The 18,320-nt window shown below is 36.9% G+C and carries 15 protein-coding genes; 9 read left to right on the plus strand and 6 right to left on the minus strand.

Annotated features, from left to right (window positions below; all coding sequences use genetic code 11):
• The first annotated feature begins 36 nt into the window (after nt 1–36).
• Complete coding sequence (locus NPY00_RS00905; RefSeq protein WP_269020149.1) at nt 37–579, plus strand: Smr/MutS family protein; 543 nt, start codon at nt 37–39, stop codon at nt 577–579.
• A 261-nt stretch (nt 580–840) separates the two neighbouring features.
• On the opposite strand, the gene NPY00_RS00910 is transcribed toward NPY00_RS00905, so the two are convergent.
• Complete coding sequence (locus NPY00_RS00910) at nt 841–1,851, minus strand: Hsp33 family molecular chaperone (protein ID WP_269020150.1); 1,011 nt, start codon at nt 1,849–1,851, stop codon at nt 841–843.
• Nucleotides 1,852–2,148: 297 nt separating this feature from the next.
• Nucleotides 2,149–3,354: an aspartate aminotransferase family protein gene (locus tag NPY00_RS00915; protein ID WP_269020151.1), complete on the minus strand. Its 1,206-nt coding sequence runs from the start codon at nt 3,352–3,354 to the stop codon at nt 2,149–2,151.
• A gap of 426 nt (nt 3,355–3,780) precedes the next feature.
• On the opposite strand from NPY00_RS00915, the gene NPY00_RS00920 reads away from it, so the two are divergent.
• A complete protein-coding gene (locus tag NPY00_RS00920) occupies nt 3,781–4,317 on the plus strand; it encodes a GcrA family cell cycle regulator (RefSeq protein ID WP_269020152.1) in 537 nt (178 codons plus the stop codon).
• Nucleotides 4,318–4,428: 111 nt separating this feature from the next.
• Here the strand turns inward: NPY00_RS00920 and NPY00_RS00925 are convergent, their stop codons facing one another.
• The 4 genes from NPY00_RS00925 to ccmA all read right to left on the minus strand — a co-directional run bounded on the left by NPY00_RS00925 (nt 4,429) and on the right by ccmA (nt 7,334).
• The gene (locus tag NPY00_RS00925) at nt 4,429–5,007 is read right to left on the minus strand and encodes a DsbE family thiol:disulfide interchange protein (protein WP_269020153.1); all 579 of its coding nucleotides are present in this window, start codon (nt 5,005–5,007) and stop codon (nt 4,429–4,431) included.
• A gap of 222 nt (nt 5,008–5,229) precedes the next feature.
• The gene (locus tag NPY00_RS00935) at nt 5,230–6,000 is read right to left on the minus strand and encodes a heme ABC transporter permease (RefSeq protein WP_269020155.1); all 771 of its coding nucleotides are present in this window, start codon (nt 5,998–6,000) and stop codon (nt 5,230–5,232) included.
• Nucleotides 6,001–6,045: 45 nt separating this feature from the next.
• The gene (gene ccmB / locus NPY00_RS00940) at nt 6,046–6,711 is read right to left on the minus strand and encodes a heme exporter protein CcmB (protein WP_269020156.1); all 666 of its coding nucleotides are present in this window, start codon (nt 6,709–6,711) and stop codon (nt 6,046–6,048) included.
• The gene (ccmA, locus tag NPY00_RS00945) at nt 6,708–7,334 is read right to left on the minus strand and encodes a heme ABC exporter ATP-binding protein CcmA (protein ID WP_269020157.1); all 627 of its coding nucleotides are present in this window, start codon (nt 7,332–7,334) and stop codon (nt 6,708–6,710) included. The genes ccmB and ccmA overlap by 4 nt, the downstream gene beginning before the upstream one ends.
• A 294-nt stretch (nt 7,335–7,628) precedes the next feature.
• On the opposite strand from ccmA, the gene acnA reads away from it, so the two are divergent.
• The 7 genes from acnA to cyoA all read left to right on the plus strand — a co-directional run bounded on the left by acnA (nt 7,629) and on the right by cyoA (nt 18,307).
• Nucleotides 7,629–10,316 (plus strand): aconitate hydratase AcnA, encoded by a 2,688-nt coding sequence (acnA, locus tag NPY00_RS00950; protein ID WP_269020158.1) that lies wholly within the window; start codon nt 7,629–7,631, stop codon nt 10,314–10,316.
• A 207-nt stretch (nt 10,317–10,523) separates the two neighbouring features.
• Nucleotides 10,524–10,790 (plus strand): 30S ribosomal protein S20, encoded by a 267-nt coding sequence (gene rpsT / locus NPY00_RS00955; RefSeq protein WP_269020159.1) that lies wholly within the window; start codon nt 10,524–10,526, stop codon nt 10,788–10,790.
• Nucleotides 10,791–11,479: 689 nt separating this feature from the next.
• Entirely contained in the window at nt 11,480–13,054 is a 1,575-nt protein-coding gene (dnaA, locus tag NPY00_RS00960; RefSeq protein WP_269020160.1) for a chromosomal replication initiator protein DnaA, read from the plus strand.
• Nucleotides 13,055–13,225: 171 nt separating this feature from the next.
• Nucleotides 13,226–14,317, plus strand: a complete 1,092-nt coding sequence (gene dnaN / locus NPY00_RS00965; protein WP_269020161.1) for a DNA polymerase III subunit beta — start codon at nt 13,226–13,228, stop codon at nt 14,315–14,317.
• A 173-nt stretch (nt 14,318–14,490) separates the two neighbouring features.
• The gene (dnaN, locus tag NPY00_RS00970) at nt 14,491–15,615 is read left to right on the plus strand and encodes a DNA polymerase III subunit beta (RefSeq protein ID WP_269020162.1); all 1,125 of its coding nucleotides are present in this window, start codon (nt 14,491–14,493) and stop codon (nt 15,613–15,615) included.
• Nucleotides 15,616–15,627: 12 nt separating this feature from the next.
• Nucleotides 15,628–16,776, plus strand: a complete 1,149-nt coding sequence (recF, locus tag NPY00_RS00975; protein WP_269020163.1) for a DNA replication/repair protein RecF — start codon at nt 15,628–15,630, stop codon at nt 16,774–16,776.
• Nucleotides 16,777–17,335: 559 nt separating this feature from the next.
• Nucleotides 17,336–18,307, plus strand: a complete 972-nt coding sequence (gene cyoA, locus NPY00_RS00980) for a ubiquinol oxidase subunit II (RefSeq protein WP_269020164.1) — start codon at nt 17,336–17,338, stop codon at nt 18,305–18,307.
• The last annotated feature ends 13 nt before the right edge of the window (nt 18,308–18,320 follow it).

The raw sequence follows: 18,320 nt of genomic DNA on the forward strand, positions 1-18,320 counted from the left end.
ATTTGCAATAGAAATCCAGTAGTTAAGAGTGAGAGAGTGCAAAGAGATCGTCACCCACTTCCACAGGATCACGTTTTGTGGGATAAGGTTTGTCAAACCGTAATTCCGCTTCATGATAATTCTCGCGTTCATATCCAAAAAGATATTATCTATAAGAAATCGCGTGTAATAAAAAATTTTTCTTTTCTGCAGGAAGAACAACAGAGATTAAAAACGATCCAAAAACAAAAAAAAATGCTTCAACAAACGGACAAAATTCGTTCTTTTGATCGTACAATACATCGCAAAATTACAAAAGGCCATTACCCTATCGAGGCGCGTATTGATCTTCATGGTTTTGTGCAAAAAGAAGCTTATTCTGCTCTAAAACAGTTTCTACAGTTGTCGCAACAGTGTAGATTGCACTATGTTTTGGTTATTACAGGAAAAGGACAATCGTATGGGAGCGATGGTATCTTGTGTCGTCTTGTTCCTTATTGGTTCTCAACGCCGATTTTTCGAAATTATATTCATGCATTTGAAATAGCATCTCATAAACACGGTGGTAAGGGAGCGCTTTATGTTAAGTTACGCCACTGATGAAATAAAACAATGACCATGTTTTTTGTATTAATTGTATAGAGTATTCGCTGACATGATGTTTATTAAAAATAAGCGATAAAAATACTTTTAAAGAAAAATATTCTGTTATTTTGCAAATTTAATATCTAAAAATATTACTAAATATATTGAATATAATATTCTGTGATCTTTATGATCTAACTTAAAAGCTTTTTATCTTGTACTTCTGTATCTGATTAAAAAAGAAAAAAATCTATCTCATGATATAAAAGGAGATGTTTATCCTTTTGCGTCGGCTAATTCTTGTGGTTGGAAGTGGTAGCTTGTTGAACAAAATTCGCATGTAACAGAAATTTGTTGATTTTCAATCATTTGAGTTCGTTCGTTTGGAGAAAATTTATTTAATATTTCTTTAGTTTTTTCTCGAGAGCAGGAACACTGATCTATGATAGGAAATTCTTTAAAAACTTTAACACCTCTTTCATGAAAAAGTCGGAAGAGTAATTTTTCAGTGCTGACTTGAGGATCAGTGAGTTCTGTATTGTCAATGGTAGCGATGAATGCTTCGACCTCTCTCCATTGATCTTCAAGTTGAGCACGTGTTTTGAAATCTTCGGATTGTTGATTGGTCGAGAATGTTTTTCGATGTGGTGAAGCTTGGGGTAAAAATTGAGTTAAAATTCCTCCTGCTCTCCAGCTTTTTTTTTGTTTTCCTTGTTGATCACGGTAAATTAATGTGCCAACAGCTAAACGAATTGCGGTAGGAATTTGTTCTGACTGTTTGAAATAAGAATGAGCAGCTTCCTGTAGACTTGATCCATCTAGTGCAACGATTCCTTGATAACGTTGTGTATAACTTCCTTGATCGATGGTAAAAGCTAAAGTTCCTTTACCAAGAAGCATCTCTGATGATGTTTGGTTATTGGCTATTGCTTGTTGAATTTTTTCTTCATTAAAACGGGCGTAACCGCGTAGATTGGAAGGAGTGGAAAAATCACATACCAACATATTAACTGGACCATCAGAATGAGTCTGTAAAATAAATTTACCTTCAAATTTGAGTGAGGTTCCAAGTAAAACAGTTAAAGTTAAGGCTTCTGCAAGAAGACAAGAAACGGGTTCGGGGTATTGATGTTTTGTGAGAATAGAATTTAAACTTTCTCCAAGTTGGACAGCACGTCCACGCGTATCCAGTTCTTCGACTTGAAAAGGAATAACTGTATCTTCTTTAGCAATATAGATATTTTTTGAAGAGGTTTGATCTTTCGTGTGGTCACGTTCTTCATTCATGTTGTTGCCTTTTTGCAATGGATATAAACAGTGATATTACTGTGACCAAAATTGTATTTTGGGATCAGCTAACATTATTATATCCCCACCAAGTTGATGCGTATCTACATAAAATGAAATATGGTTTTGTATAGACAGTTTTTAAAATATCACTACTCATTTTTGCAAATAAAAGATTTTAATCTTTTATTGCTTGAAAAATTATTTTGTCTATTTTCACATTATCAATAATAGTATGCCCTATTGGTGGGGTTCAAGTAATAAGTTGATGAAGTTTCAAAGAGTTTTGTTATGGCGTTATGCTGACTGCTCTTTCTTGGTCTGCGAAAGATAAGCAATCGCTTTTTCAATGCGATTTAAACCTTCACGAGCCTCATCTTCAGTTATAATAAGAGGAGGGAGTAGGCGGACGATATTATTGCCAGAACTAATGCTAAGAATATGCTCTTTGTCTAGAGCGTTGATAACATCACTGTGAGGAATGACACATTGAATACCTATCATAAGTCCCATACCTTGAACGGCACAAATAATATCAGGATAAGTCTCAATGATCGTTGCAATCTCTTGTTTGAGTATATGAGATACATGCTGGACATGATCAAGAAAGCCTGGTTCTAAAATAGCATCAAGAACACTGTTACTGACAGCCATGCCAAGAAGATTCCCTCCGAAAGTTGAACCATGAGTTCCTGGTGTCATACTTTTTGCGGCTTTCTCTGTTGCAAGGCAAGCACCTAGTGGAAACCCTCCACCCAATCCTTTTGCAAGAGTGAGAATATCAGGTGTAATATTACTCCATTCATAAGCGAAAAGTTTTCCTGTTCGGCCAATACCAGTCTGAACTTCATCTAAAATCAACAATAGGTCATTTTCATCACATAATTTGCGCAAAAGACTTAATGTTTCGTGAGAGACTGTTCGTACTCCTCCTTCCCCTTGAATAGGTTCAATGAGGATTGCTGCAGTATTTTGGGTTATTGCATTACGTAAAGCGTTTTCATCGTCAAATGGAACTTGAACAAAACCACTTGCTTTAGGGTCAAAACCTTCGAGATATTGTTTTCTTCCTGTCGCGGCTAGAGTTGCAAGTGTACGGCCATGAAATGCACCTTCGAAGGTAATAATTTCAACACGTTCTGGGTGACCCGATGTATAATGATAACGGCGAGCCGTTTTTATTGCACATTCCAATGCTTCAGCACCAGAAGTGCAGAAAAAAACTTTATCGGCAAAGCTATTTTCGCAAAGACGTGTTGCAAGAGCTTCTTGCTCAGGAGATTGAAAAACATTGGAAACATGCCAAAGTTTTTCAGCTTGTTGTTTAATCGTATCAACCAATTTGGGATGAGCATATCCTAAAGCATTAACAGCAACACCAGAAGTGAAGTCAAGGTAACGCTCTTTTTTATCAGAAATAAGCCACACACCGCTGCCTTGTTCAAAACGCAAATCGCGCCGAGAAAAGACATTATAAAGTGACTTTGTAGAAGTAATGCTCATTATTATTTCCCTTTTATTTTCAATCTTACAGTTATTATGAAAAATAATATTGTATTTATTCATATAAGATAGTTAAATTGTTTTATTGCGGTAAACTACCGTGTTAATGAGTAAAAAGTCAAATGAAGGTTCGGAGAATAGATAGTTGCATTAAAAACAAAAGATAAAATTTTTCTTATGGTTTATTTTCAAGTTGGGGAAAACATTCTAAACGTACATTTCAAGAGTTAAAGTCTCTTGTCATAGAGTGAGTTCATATTGTAGTTTATAATTGTATTTTTGTTTACAAATTCTGCGAGTTAAGTTTAGTCTCTAAATAGTGCCTTCTTTTAAAGCGCAAAGATTTTTCGTTAAATTATTTAAACGAAGAGTTGGAGCATTTATATTGAGCGCATCTCAATGCAGTGATCAAAATGGAGTTTTGGTATGAGTTGGACATGTGAGCGTGTTGAACTTCTTAAGAAGTTTTGGAGTGAGGGTTTAAGTGCAAGTCAGATCGCAGCTCAATTAGGTGGGATTAGTAGAAATGCTGTTATTGGTAAAGTGCACCGATTAAAGTTACCAGGCCGTGGGAAAACAGCACAAGTGGTATCACGTACACAAAAAACGTTAGCTGGGGTGAACCCATCGATGTCACGTATACGCCGATCTGCGTCATCTGTGTTGCCAGAAAATGCTCCTGTTTCTCGTCGGGTTGAGGAAACTGCTTTAAAGGTTGCTTCTCCTGCTGAAAATATATCGGGAGTTGACATGTCTGAAAAGTCAGACGTCGTTGTTCCTATGTCGCGGAATCTTAATCTTTTACAACTGAGTGAAAATACATGTAGATGGCCTGTTGGAGACCCTTTGTTGTCAGATTTTTACTTTTGCGGTGCTGATTCTGGTGAGGGTAGTCCGTATTGTTCTTTTCATGCTAAAATAGCATTTCAGCCGATTTCAGAAAGACGGCGGATAAGGGTGTAATATATAAAGCTGTCTTTTAAAGAGTGTGTATTTCATAAATCAATTTTTTAAAATGTGGAATTTTTTCTTTTAATCACAATATTCGATAAATTCTTATATTTATATAAGTATTTATATAAGTTTCTCAATTTTTGGTAAAAGTTCGTTTTGGTAAGTTGACCATGTTAAAGGGCCGGTATATTTGGCAATAATAATGCCTTCTTTATTCAAAAGGAATGTCTCAGGTAAAGCATATACTCCCCAGTAAATAGCAGTATGACCTGATATATCAAAACCAACAAATTTAAAAGGATTGCCGAAATTGACTAAAAAGCGTTGAGCGTGATCTTTATTATCTTTATAATTAATTCCAATAAGATCAAAACGCTGATCTTTTGCAATATTCATTAGAATAGGGTGTTCTGCACGACAGGGAGGACACCACGATCCCCAAAAGTTAATCAATGTCACACGTCCTTTAAGGTATTCTGAATTTAAATAACCTTCATTATTTAATAAAGGAAGATAAGTTTTAGGAGCCTGTGTTCCTTCTAAGACATTGGGAATAAGCGCAGTGTTATAGAGAGAGTGCTTATTTATAGAGTTGAGAAATACTGTGATTGAAAAGACAAGAAGAAACAATAATCCCGCAAGCTTTAGAAGAATAGAAAATGATATATTTTTTTTAGATTTTAGTAGAGTGATTTTCATTATATTTATTTTTCCAAATCAGCTCTTTTTCTTGCAATTGTTGTAGAATTTTTTTCTGATATATTCCTTTGTAGATAATATATCCGAAAAGACAAAGTAAAATAATTGCAGAAAGTGTGTAGCTTAAAACAACAGTGTATTCATGAGAAAGATGCCCAAGAAGAAAATCAATATACTGGGAAAAATTTCCTAAAAATTCACTCTGCATATTATTTAGATTGCTCATGCTGAAGAATCCTGATTTTTAGTATGATGAGTCGCTTTGATTTGAAGTGATTGAATCTGACGAAAAATGATTTCATTTTGCATAGCCATTAAATGCAATACAATAAACATAAAAAGAAAACAAAGAGCCATTATAATAAGTGGCCACAGCATGATACGGTCGATAGCAATGCCGCCTGAGCGTAAAAGTGATGATTGCTGGTGAAGCGTATTCCACCAATTGACAGAAAATTTTATGATAGGAATATTGATGAGTCCAACTAATGTTACAATTGCTGTAGCACGTGCAGCTTTTATTGGGTTATCAAAAGCATGAGAGAGTGCAATAATCGCAAGATAAATGAAAAATAAAATCAAAACAGATGTTAGTCTTGCATCCCAGACCCACCATGTTCCCCATGTGGGACGTCCCCAGAGCGCTCCTGTCATGAGAGCTAAAGCTGTAAAGATTGCTCCTATAGGTGCACTACACTTTAATGCTATGTCAGTGAGATAATGACTCCAAATCAGATTTCCTAATGCTGCAGCGCTCATCATAATGTAGCAGAATGTAGATAACCACGCAAATGGTACATGGATATACATGATTTTTACAGTCATTCCTTGTTGATAGTCATCGGGTGAACGTATAACTAAAATCATTCCTAAGATTAGAAAAAATAATGTTGTAGAGATTAACCAAGGCAAAGCGACATTACTTATTGCCATGAAACGGGTTGGATATGTAAGAGAAAGCTTTGTTGTTTTTGTTTGTGAGATTTTTTTCATAAATTTATAATAAGTAGACTTTAGTTGTGGGGCAATTACCTTTTATTATTCTGATAAATATTTAAGAATTATCGCTGTAACAAAAGGGCTGAAAACACTCCAAAAGAGTGAAAAAGCAATAAGAAAAGCTAAGGCGGTTAGAAAAGAAACATTTGGTGTTGTTGGAGCTGTAGCGGCTGCAACGCCGAAAATCATCATCGGAATAGTCCATGGTAAGATAATAATGAACACAAGAAGAGTATTGTGCAACAATGATGTTGCTAATGCTGCACCAATTGCACCAATAAAAATGATGGCAGGTGTTCCACATAAAAGAGTGAGCATTGTCGCATAAGTCGTTATTGTATCTAAATGGAGCATAAAGGAGAAGATAGGAGTGGCGAAGATAATAGGAAGCATAGTTCCAGCCCAATGAGCAAGGCATTTTATAAAAACAAGAAGTGTTAAGCTTTGTCTTTGGCTGGAGAGAATAAATTGATCTAAATTTCCATCCTCATGATCAGTTTGAAAGAGTTTACTAAGATTGAGAAGACTAGCGAGTAGGGCTCCAAGCCATAATATTCCTGGACCTATTTGCGCAAGAATCTTTGGATCTGATCCGATGGCAAACGAGCTTACAATAATAACGGCGAAAAAAAACAAAATTCCTATTAAAAAAGAATGTTGTGACGCTAAAATTAATTTTACATCGCGTAAAAATAATGCTTTCATTTTAATTTGTTCTGCTCAGGTAGAAAATGTTCTAAATCAATCATATGATGTTCTGGAAGACCGAGAGGTGTATGCGTTGCGGTGATAATCATTCCGCCTTGGTTGAGATGATGTTGAAAAAGATTAGCGCAAATAGTTTGAGCATAACTGTCAAGCTCAGCTGTCGGTTCATCTAAAACCCACACAGGTCGATAAGAAAGTAAAAGGCGAGCAATGGCTACACGTCTTTTTTGTCCATTTGATAAAATATTAAAAGGTAAGTGTTCAAGATCCGAAAGACCAATGTCTGAAAGTGCTTCGTGGGGAGTGCGAAGAGGCTGTCCGTAAAATTTTGCCCAGAATTGTAAGTTGTCAATAACTGAAAAAGAAGGTTTCATGGCATTTTGCACACTGAGATAATGGCATACAGTGGCTACCGGATATGTTTGTTCGTGATCTTTAAATGTTATATGACCTTCAGTAGCATCAAAAAGACCAACAATGATTCGTAATAATGTCGATTTTCCGATACCATTAGAACCTATAACTGTCATGAGTTGTTGCGTGAATAAACAAAAAGATAAATTCTGAAAGAGAATTTTTTTGTTTCTGAATGCCGTTAAATTTTCGCCGGATAGTCTCATGGAATGATCTGTTTTCTGTTATTTTTATAGATTTATTGTATTTTAAAATAAAAAACACGTTAATTTTTATGTAATTGTACCTAGAATAGTTCTAGGAATAGTTCTATAAGGCACACAACGCCAATCACTGGTGTGGAATGAATCTTAAGGCTAATCACCGAATTTGCCTATAAAATAAAGTAGGAAATGAATAGCAAGAGTGATTGTATTCGTGTTTAAACTGTGATTTTGATGCACATTTTTGTTATTCGTTCTGAGAACTGAGTGGTTTGTAGTATGAGGGTGGACACAGTTATGTCTCGAATTGATAGTTTTAAGTGTCGCAAAACTTTAAATGTCGGTGGCAGAGAGTATGTTTATTATAGTTTAATTGCAGCAGAACAGAATGGGCTTGAAGGTGTTTCTCGCTTACCATTTTCAATGAAAGTTCTTCTTGAAAATTTATTACGGTTTGAAGATGGTCGCTCAGTTAAGAAAGAAGACATTTTAAATATTGTTAAGTGGCTTAAAAATAAAGGCAATGCAGGTGCAGAAATTGCTTACCGTCCTGCGCGTGTTTTAATGCAAGATTTTACGGGTGTTCCTGCTGTTGTTGATCTTTCTGCGATGCGTGATGCTATGGCTCATCTTGGAGGTGATCCGGAGAAAATTAATCCACTTATTCCTGTTGATCTTGTTATAGATCATTCAATTATCGTTGATAATTTTGGGAATGCGTCAGCATTTAAAAAGAACGTTGAACGCGAATATGAGCGTAATGGTGAGCGTTACCGTTTTCTGAAATGGGGTCAGCAAGCTTTTCAAAATTTTCGTGTCGTTCCTCCAGGAACAGGGATTTGCCATCAAGTTAATCTCGAATATCTAGCACAATGTGTGTGGATAAAAGAGGAAGATGATTGTCATACTGTTTATCCTGATACATGCGTGGGAACTGATTCGCACACGACTATGGTCAATGGTTTAGGTGTTTTGGGTTGGGGAGTTGGTGGCATTGAAGCTGAGGCTGCAATGTTAGGGCAACCTGTTTCAATGTTGTTACCTGAAGTGGTTGGTTTTCGTTTAACAGGAAAGCTTAGAGAAGGTGTGACAGCTACTGATTTGGTATTAGTTGTTACGCAAATGTTGCGTAAGAAAGGTGTTGTTGGCAAGTTTGTTGAATTTTTTGGCCCAGGTTTAGAGCATATGACTCTTGCTGATCGGGCAACAATTGCAAATATGGCGCCTGAATATGGAGCGACATGTGGTTTTTTCCCGATTGATAAAGAGACTGTGCGTTATCTCAATATGACAGGGCGTGATGAAGATCGCATGGCTTTAGTGGAAGCTTATTCTAAAGCACAAGGGATGTGGCATGATGAAAAGTCAGCTGATCCTATTTTTAGTGATACAATTGAGTTAGATATGGGAAGTGTTGCACCTTCTATGGCTGGTCCTAAGCGTCCTGAAGGGCGTATTGCATTGGAAAATGTTGGGCAGACTTTTGAAGAAGCGTTGGTCAAGGATTATAAGAAGACGAGCGAGCAAAATAATCGTTATAGAGTTGAAGGTGAAGAGTATGATCTTGGCCACGGAGATGTAGCGATTGCAGCGATAACTTCTTGTACGAATACATCAAATCCAGGTGTTCTGATTGCTGCGGGTCTTTTAGCGCGCAATGCCGTGGCAAAAGGTTTGAAAAGTAAACCATGGGTTAAGACTTCTTTTGCACCTGGTTCACAAGTCGTTGAAGCATATCTTTCCAACTCGGGTCTCCAAAAAGATTTGGATGCGTTAGGGTTTAATTTGGTAGGTTTTGGGTGTACAACCTGTATAGGGAACTCTGGTCCTTTGCTCCCTGCTATTTCCAAAACGATTAATGATAATGGTTTAATCGCAGCAGCAGTTCTTTCAGGTAATCGCAATTTTGAAGGACGCGTATCTCCTGATGTGCAAGCAAATTATTTGGCTTCACCGCCATTAGTTGTTGTACATGCTCTTGTAGGTACGGTTCGTAAAGATTTAACTAAAGAGCCTCTTGGGGAAGATTTAAATGGTCAACCGGTTTATTTGAAAGATATTTGGCCTACTTCTAAAGAAGTGCAGGAATTCATTGAAAAGAACGTTACACGTAAAATTTTCGTCGAAAAATATGCGGATGTATTCAAAGGGGATGAAAATTGGCAAAGAGTTCATGTTCCTGCTGGTGTTACTTATTCTTGGGATGATGAATCGACTTATGTTCGTAATCCGCCTTACTTTGATGGTATGCAGAAAGTTCTTAGTGAATTACAAGATATTAAAAATGCACGAATTTTAGGCTTATTTGGTGACAAAATCACAACAGATCATATTTCGCCGGCTGGATCCATTAAAGTTGATTCACCTGCAGGGCAATATTTGATTGATCATGGTGTTAAAGTTGCTGATTTTAATCAGTATGGAACACGTCGTGGGAATCATGAAGTTATGATGCGTGGAACATTCGCTAATATTCGTATTCGGAACTTTATGCTAGGAGAAAATGGTCGCGAAGGGGGATATACAATCCATTATCCATCCAAGAAAGAAGAAGCGATTTATGATGCTGCAATGATGTATAAAAATGAAGGAGTTCCGTTAGTTGTTTTTGCTGGCACGGAGTACGGGAATGGGTCGTCTCGTGATTGGGCTGCTAAAGGGACTAATCTTCTTGGTGTCAAAGCAGTGATTGCTCAATCTTTTGAGCGCATTCATCGATCTAATCTTGTGGGGATGGGCATTGTTCCTTTTGTCTTTGAAGAAGGCGATAGTTGGCAGTCATTTGGTTTGAAAGGAGATGAACAGATCTCGATTGAAGGAATCAATGGTTTAAAGCCTCGTCAGAGAACAACAGGAACAATTACTTTTTCAGATGGAACGGTGAAAACTATATCATTATTGTGTCGTATTGATACTGAAGATGAATTAGATTATTTGCATCATGGTGGCATTTTGCAATATGTTTTGCGTAATTTAGCAGTTTGATCACCGTTCTTTTTAAGGATTTGTATCAAAATCAGAGTGTATCAAATAAGCCAAACATTTATTTTTATGCTATTTGTGAGAAAATAATTGACGTTGGCTTTAAGGTTACGTTATAAGTCTACTTGTAATGAGCAGCTTGAGGGTTTAATTGCGTTTTAGGTTGCTCAGAGTGTTTTTACCGATCAGTTAAAAGAGAAAGATGCATTTATGGCGAATACACCTTCGGCTCAGAAAGCTGTGCGTAAAGTTGCGGTACGTACGCAAATCAATAAATCCCGCCGTTCACGCGTTCGCACTTTTATGCGTAAATTTGATGATGCTTTGGCGAGTGGTGATAAGGCATCTGCAGAAGTGGCGTTTAAAAATTTTGAACCTGAGATTATGCGTGCAGTTTCAAAGGGTGTTTTTCATAAAAATACTGCAGCGCGGAAAGTGTCACGTTTGGCAAAGCGTTTGAAAGCTTTTAGCGCGTAGAATTTATCATCATTTTAGATAGTATTTAACTAGCTCCTACACAGGAGCTAGTTTTTTTGTACATTTTTTTTGGAAAGGAGCTATGTCGTTATTTTTCCATTAAAAAATAGAATAAATTTATAGACTATTTGGATAGTTATCCACAAAATCTGTGGATTTTGATTGAGTTTTTTTTGTCAAGTTATTTTATTTTTTTTTTTTTTTTATGAATGGATTTTTCGTTGTTTGGAAAATTCGTAAAAAAAAAGTTAATTGAATCAATTAGCTTGTTTACGCGATGCTTTTATTTGAGAGTTTATAGGGGCTTTTAATCGTGTCTTGATTTTATTTTGACCTCTTGCATTTTACCTCTGCTGTTTTGTATGGTTCTTGTAGAAACTGAAAATACGCAAAGTTTATATCAGTTAAGTACTCTACATTATATTGGGTTTGAGGTACTTTATAAGGCTTCGAGTTAGAGGGGTTTTAAGTGGTTTATTACTCTTATTGATATGTTCTCCGTTTTTGAGAACGTATTCATGTAATCAGCACACAATGAACCTTACGGGTCATCTTTGTTTGCGGGGTTTTAATAAGGCTATCCTAAGGGGGGGGTAAAATCTTATTTGGGAAAGGTGTATTTGTCTTCGCTAAGTGTAGATCTTTAGCTGTTTGGCAAGACAAGACTTTAGTTTTTATCGGGATGAAAGATGGTGGATAAATTGAACTTTAAAGCTGGTTCTCTTAAGAAGGTTTCGATGGATCTCCTGCCAACAGAGAGAATAATAAATAAAATGACAAATATAAATGAGTTAGTTGATACAAAGAGTTCTGTAGAGCGTTTAGTTCTTTCAGAAGAAGAGGGTTCGGCTGCATTTACGCGTGTTATGGCGCAACTAAAGGTGCAGGTTGGTGTAGAGGCTTATACTAGTTGGTTTGGTCGTTTGAAACTTGCAGAGTACAGTCGTAATCTTGTGAAACTTTCTGTTCCTACGGCGTTTTTGCGTTCATGGATTAATAACCATTATGGTTCTCTTTTGACAAATTTATGGAAACAAGAAAACTCTGCGATTCTACGCGTTGAAGTTGTTGTTCGTAGTATGAAGCGCGTTTCAAAAGGTGCAAAATGTAAGACGATAGAAGCTCCTGTTGGTTTTGTTTCTGAAGAGCAAATAACTTCCTCTTTAGGAGAGAGTAGTGGAGAATTATCAGATAAGGGATCGCAGACAGGTATTTTTGGTTCACCTCTTGATTCGCGTTATACTTTTGAAAGTTTTGTTGAGGGGCCGTCTAATCGCGTTGCTTTAGCTGCAGCCCGTTCAATTGCTGAAGGGCATAAAAGTGCTTTACGATTTAATCCTCTTTTCATTCATGCGTCTGTGGGTTTGGGAAAGACGCATTTGCTTCAAGCAATTGCTGCTGCGGCTCTAAAGCGTTTAATGCCTGCTCGCGTTATTTATTTAACAGCTGAATATTTTATGTGGCGTTTTGCAACGGCGATTCGTGATAATGATGCTCTTTCTTTTAAAGAACAGCTTCGTGATATTGATCTTTTAATTATTGATGATATGCAATTTTTGCAGGGAAAATCGATACAGCATGAATTTTGTCATTTGCTGAATATGTTACTTGATAGCGCGAAGCAAGTTGTTGTGGCCGCGGATCGTCCGCCAGCAGAATTAGAATCGCTTGATCTTCGGGTTCGATCTCGTCTTCAGTGTGGAGTGGCTCTTGAAGTTGAAGCACCAGATTATGAGATGCGCTTAAAAATGTTGCATCAACGGTTAAAAGTAGCACAACAAGATGATGGTACAATTACAATTTCTGATTCTATTTTGGAATATATTGCTGAGAAAGTTTTGGGATCTGGTCGAGATATTGAGGGCGCATTTAATCAATTATTGTTCCGTCAGTCATTTGAGTCTGATTTATCTTTAGAGCGAGTGGAAGAATTATTGAGTCATTTCACACGCTTGGGTGAGCCGAAGCGTATCCGAATTGAAGAGATTCAGCGTACTGTTGCACGTCACTATAATGTTTCTAAGCAAGATTTATTGTCTAATCGTCGCACACGCACAGTTGTTAAACCTCGGCAGGTTGCTATGTATTTAGCAAAAATATTGACACCTCGTTCGTTACCTGAGATTGGCCGTCGCTTTGGAGGGCGTGATCACACCACGGTCTTACATGCTGTACGAAAAATTGAAGATTTGGTTTGTGATGATAAAATCTTAGCGAAAGAGCTTGAATTGCTTAAACGCTTAATTGGAGAACAAGCTGTATAAAAAATAGTTTTTATGTTGGAGAGAATCAATAAAAGAACGTTATTTTTATTGAATAATCGAGCCTATTGCTATTTTAATGCAGGTTGCATAGAATTCAATATGATTTTTTAATGTATCTATTGTTTTCTGGTTAAGTGAATCTTATTGGATGGATTATACATAGGAATTTTTATGCGCGTTACTATAGATCGCAGTCAATTTCTTAAATCTCTTAGTCGAGTTCACCGCGTGGTTGAGCGTCGTAATGTTATTCCTATTTTATCGAATGTTTTAATTGATGCGAGTGGTCATGGTGTACAATTAAAAGCAACAGATCTTGATTTGGAGGTTATAGAGTCTTCTATTGCTCATATTGAAGAAGCAGGAGCAATAACTGTTCCAGCGCATTTGCTTTATGATATCGTTCGAAAATTCCCTGATGGAAATGAGATTATATTAGAAACTGATGTGAATCAGGAAAATACAATGTCTGTTGTTTCTGGCCGTGCTAATTTTCGACTGCAGTGCCTTCCCAAAAAAGATTTTCCAGAATCACTTCCGGGACAATTCAACTATCGTTTTTCTTTATTAGCATCAAGTTTGAAGTATTTGCTTGATTGTACGCAGTTTGCTATGTCAACTGAGGAAACGCGTTATTATCTTAACGGTATTTATTTTCATATTATTGATGATGGTGCTGTAAAAAAGTTGCGTTTAGTTGCTACTGATGGTCATCGTTTAGCGCAAGCAGATGTAGAAGCGCCTTCGGGTACTGAAGATATGACAGGTGTTATTATCCCTCGTAAAACTGTTTGGGAACTGCAAAGACTTCTCATAGAAGAAACTGATAGTGATGTATGTATAGAGCTTTCAGAGACAAAAATTCGCTTTTCTGTTGGATCTGTGGTTTTAACATCTAAGTTAATTGATGGTGTATTTCCAGAATATCAGCGTGTTATTCCTACCACACGCTTGGGTGAGTCGAAGCGTATCCGAATTGAAGAGATTCAACGTGCTGTTGCACGTCACTATAATGTTTCTAAGCAAGATTTATTATCTAATCGTCGTACACGCACAGTTGTTAAACCTCGGCAGGTTGCTATGTATTTAGCAAAAATATTGACACCTCATTCGTTACCTGAGATTGGTCGTCACTTTGGAGGGCGTGATCACACCACGGTTTTACATGCTGTACGAAAAATTGAAGATTTGGTTTGTGATGATAAAACCTTAGCGAAAGAGCTTGAATTGCTTAAACGCTTAATTGGAGAACAAGCTGCATAAAAAATTTAGTTTTGATGTTGGAGAGAATCAGTAAAAGAACGTTATTTTTATTGAATAATCGAGCCTCTTGCTATTTTAATGCAGGTTGCATAGAATCCAATATGATTCTTTAATGTATCTATTGTTTTCTGGTTAAGTGAATCTTATTGGATGGATTATACATAGGAATTTTTATGCGCGTTACTATAGATCGCAGTCAATTTCTTAAATCTCTTAGTCGAGTTCACCGCGTGGTTGAGCGTCGTAATGTTATTCCTATTTTATCGAATGTTTTAATTGATGCGAGTGGTCATGGTGTACAATTAAAAGCAACAGATCTTGATTTGGAGGTTATAGAGTCTTCTATTGCTCATATTGAAGAAGCAGGAGCAATAACTGTTCCAGCGCATTTGCTTTATGATATCGTTCGAAAATTCCCTGATGGAAATGAGATTATATTAGAAACTGATGTGAATCAGGAAAATACAATGTCTGTTGTTTCTGGCCGTGCTAATTTTCGACTGCAGTGCCTTCCCAAAAAAGATTTTCCAGAATCACTTCCGGGACAATTCAACTATCGTTTTTCTTTATTAGCATCAAGTTTGAAGTATTTGCTTGATTGTACGCAGTTTGCTATGTCAACTGAGGAAACGCGTTATTATCTTAACGGTATTTATTTTCATATTATTGATGATGGTGCTGTAAAAAAGTTGCGTTTAGTTGCTACTGATGGTCATCGTTTAGCACAAGCAGATGTAGAAGCGCCTTCGGGTACTGAAGATATGACAGGTGTTATTATCCCTCGTAAAACTGTTGGGGAACTGCAAAGACTTCTCACAGAAGAAACTGATAGTGATGTATGTGTAGAGCTTTCAGAGACAAAAATTCGCTTTTCTGTTGGATCTGTAGTTTTAACATCTAAGTTAATTGATGGTGTATTTCCAGAATATCAGCGTGTTATTCCTACAGATAATGATAAAAAATTGATTGTGAATCGACAGGAATTTTCTTCTGCGGTTGATCGCGTTTCAACTATTTCAAATGATCGTGGTCGTGCAGTAAAGTTAACGATTGAAGATGGGTTACTGCGATTTGTAGTCAGTAATCCTGATTCGGGAAGTGCAGAAGACCAATTGGTTGCAGATTATACTTCTGCTCCACTTGATATAGGTTTTAATTCACGTTATCTCCTAGATATTGCTGCGCAACTTTCGAGCGATGAGATGATTTTTATGCTGAACGAACCTGGTGCGCCTGCTCTCATTCGTGATAACGGTGATACAAATGCGCTTTATGTGTTGATGCCTATTCGTGTATAAAGGTTAGGCATTTTGCAGAGTGGGGTTGGTTTTGTGCATAAAGTTGCGGTAAGGCAGTTGAAATTATCCCATTATCGCAATTACAGCTCTCTTAATGTTCATTTATCAGGTAAACATGTGGTTTTAACGGGGCATAATGGTGCTGGTAAAACCAATTTTCTAGAAGCTCTATCTTTTCTTTCTCCTGGCCGTGGTTTGCGGCGTGCTGCTTATTCTGATGTCTGCCATTTGGAGGATGGAAGGGATCGGTTTTTTGTATTTGCTCGTCTTCAATGTGATTTATATGGTGAAGTAAATATTGGTACGGCTTTAGAAGCTGGTGATAATGGTCGGAAAGTTCATATCAATGGCGTAAATGAGACCGGTGATTGCTTAACAGAATACTGTCGTATTAGTGCATTAACTCCTTCGATGGATAGACTTTTTACAGGACCTTCGCAAGATAGGCGCCGTTTTTTGGATCGTATGGTTTTGGCTATTGATCCGTTGCATGGTCGCCGTATGGTTGATTATGAAAAGGTCATGCGAGCGCGGAATCGTTTATTTGCAGATGGGAATCAAGATCGTTCTTTGTTTGATGCTTTAGAGACACAGATGGCTGAACTTGCAACGGCTATTGCAGCAGTACGGATAGATCTTATCCGACTTTTAAATGATTTATTTGCACAAACACTCGTTGATTCACCTTTTCCCCGAGCCTTTTTACAAATTGATGGCTTTTTAGAAGGGGCTTTTGAAGAGGGAATATCAGCCGTTGAAGTTGAAGAGCGGTTTTCAAAGCGATTGCGATATAATCGTGCGTTAGATTGTGCGGCGGGACGGACATTAGAGGGGCCGCATCGCACAGATTTTCGAGTTTTTTATGCAGATAAAAATATGGCTGCGGCATCTTGCTCAACAGGTGAACAGAAAGCATTGTTGATTGGTTTGATTTTGTGTCATGCACGCTTAACAGGTAAGATGTCAAATATGGCGCCTATTCTTCTTTTTGATGAAATTGCAGCTCATCTTGATATTTATCGTCGTGCTGCTTTATTTGATATTCTTGATGATTTGGGTGGGCAGGCATTTATGACAGGAACAGATGGCATTTTCTTTGATTCTTTAAAAGGGCGAGCAGAATTTTTTAAAATTGAAAATGGAGTTTTGTTTCAGGAATAAATCTACTCTTTTCATTTCAAAGAAAGAATGCTTGAAGATAAGAGATGTATTCTGGTTATTATTATAATGGTTTTAAATCATTTTAACGTTATTTATTTTATGAGTTAGAAATTTGTAGCTCTGAGAATTTGAAACATGTCAGAATGAAGTTCTAGGTATAAAAAGCAATTGATATGAGTATTCAATTGACTATCAATTCAGCAATCTATAGTAGTTTATTGATTGTAATTTTTGATGTCTTAAAGATATTCTCAGACTTAAAATAGGAGAAGCTCAATTATTGAATATTGAGTGATTCGAAATTGTTGTTATCATTTTTTTGCTTTCATAATTATATGGGAAATTATTGCTGGTATATGGGAAATTATTGCTGGGTTTGAAGGTAAGAGACCATTTTGTTCTTGAATATATTATGCGATGATTTAAGTGCAATATAGACAAAATGAAAATTGAATAATATTGATATACAGACATTTAAATTTACTTTATAAGCTTTATTGTAAAGTGCTATCATTGTATTTGTGAGTGACGTCTCGTACAGATATGGGGGCAGGTAGAAATGGGAAATGTTTTTAAACAGATAAAAACGCTTGTAATTCTAGCGGGAGCGCTTCTTTTATCTGGTTGCAAAATTGATGTTCTTCAGCCGGCTGGGTATGTTGCGCGTCAACAGCTCATTTTGATTGCTGTCTGTGTTTTTGTTATGCTTTGCGTTGTCATTCCAGTGATGATTGCAGTGGTTTATTTAGCCATCAAATATCGTGCATCAAATACAACAGAAGACTATTTGCCTGATTGGGGGCATTCCAATAAAATTGAAGCCTTTATGTGGGGCATTCCGGTTATCATTGTATCTGTTTTAGGTTTATTGACGGCTTATTATACTTATAGACTTGAGCCTTCAAATTCACTTCCAGTAAATATTGTTGGTGAGCAAAAGCCATTACAATTGGATGTTGTTGCTCTCGATTGGAAGTGGTTATTCATTTATCCTGAATATGGGATTGCATCAATCAATGAAATTTATGCACCGGAAGGACGTCAAGTACTGTTACAGTTGACGTCGGAGAGTTCTGTTAATGCATTTTGGGTTCCAAAGCTTGGTACGGTTCTTTATGCTATGCCACAGATGAACTCTAAATTGCATTTAATTGCTGATCAGCAAGGTGTGTTTAATGGAAGTTCAGCGAATTATAGTGGTGATGGTTTTGCAGGGATGCGTTTTAAATGGCATTCTGTATCTTTGAAAGATTTTGATCGTTGGATTGATAAGGTTCGAGCCAATGGTCAAAAACTTGATCGTGTGTCTTATCGTCAACTTTCTATAGCCCCTCGTATGGGTGATGTTATTGCGAAGGAACAAGATGCTAAAGTGCGTTATTTTGCACCTGTTGAAGAGCGGCTTTATTATCGAATTGTCAATCGATGTGTTGATGAAAATACGATATGTAATGAAGACTTAATGAAGCGTGCTGCAGCTAAGACACTTTGGGGTGCACTTTGTTCTGTTTTTGATATTGATGTTATTTAGAAGATATCAATAA

Origin of the sequence: Bartonella sp. F02 (assembly GCF_026929975.1) — a bacterium.
Lineage (GTDB): Bacteria > Pseudomonadota > Alphaproteobacteria > Rhizobiales > Rhizobiaceae > Bartonella.

What these genes read in the sequence shown, in the direction of transcription:
- NPY00_RS00910 (WP_269020150.1), bottom strand. Translation starts at nt 1,851, where the DNA reads ATGAATGAAGAACGTGACCACACGAAAGATCAAACCTCTTCAAAAAAT.
- dnaA (WP_269020160.1), top strand. Translation starts at nt 11,480, where the DNA reads ATGGTGGATAAATTGAACTTTAAAGCTGGTTCTCTTAAGAAGGTTTCG.
- rpsT (WP_269020159.1), top strand. Translation starts at nt 10,524, where the DNA reads ATGGCGAATACACCTTCGGCTCAGAAAGCTGTGCGTAAAGTTGCGGTA.
- NPY00_RS00925 (WP_269020153.1), bottom strand. Translation starts at nt 5,007, where the DNA reads ATGAAAATCACTCTACTAAAATCTAAAAAAAATATATCATTTTCTATT.
- cyoA (WP_269020164.1), top strand. Translation starts at nt 17,336, where the DNA reads ATGGGAAATGTTTTTAAACAGATAAAAACGCTTGTAATTCTAGCGGGA.
- NPY00_RS00920 (WP_269020152.1), top strand. Translation starts at nt 3,781, where the DNA reads ATGAGTTGGACATGTGAGCGTGTTGAACTTCTTAAGAAGTTTTGGAGT.
- ccmB (WP_269020156.1), bottom strand. Translation starts at nt 6,711, where the DNA reads ATGAAAGCATTATTTTTACGCGATGTAAAATTAATTTTAGCGTCACAA.
- ccmA (WP_269020157.1), bottom strand. Translation starts at nt 7,334, where the DNA reads ATGAGACTATCCGGCGAAAATTTAACGGCATTCAGAAACAAAAAAATT.
- NPY00_RS00915 (WP_269020151.1), bottom strand. Translation starts at nt 3,354, where the DNA reads ATGAGCATTACTTCTACAAAGTCACTTTATAATGTCTTTTCTCGGCGC.
- dnaN (WP_269020161.1), top strand. Translation starts at nt 13,226, where the DNA reads ATGCGCGTTACTATAGATCGCAGTCAATTTCTTAAATCTCTTAGTCGA.
- dnaN (WP_269020162.1), top strand. Translation starts at nt 14,491, where the DNA reads ATGCGCGTTACTATAGATCGCAGTCAATTTCTTAAATCTCTTAGTCGA.
- acnA (WP_269020158.1), top strand. Translation starts at nt 7,629, where the DNA reads ATGTCTCGAATTGATAGTTTTAAGTGTCGCAAAACTTTAAATGTCGGT.
- NPY00_RS00935 (WP_269020155.1), bottom strand. Translation starts at nt 6,000, where the DNA reads ATGAAAAAAATCTCACAAACAAAAACAACAAAGCTTTCTCTTACATAT.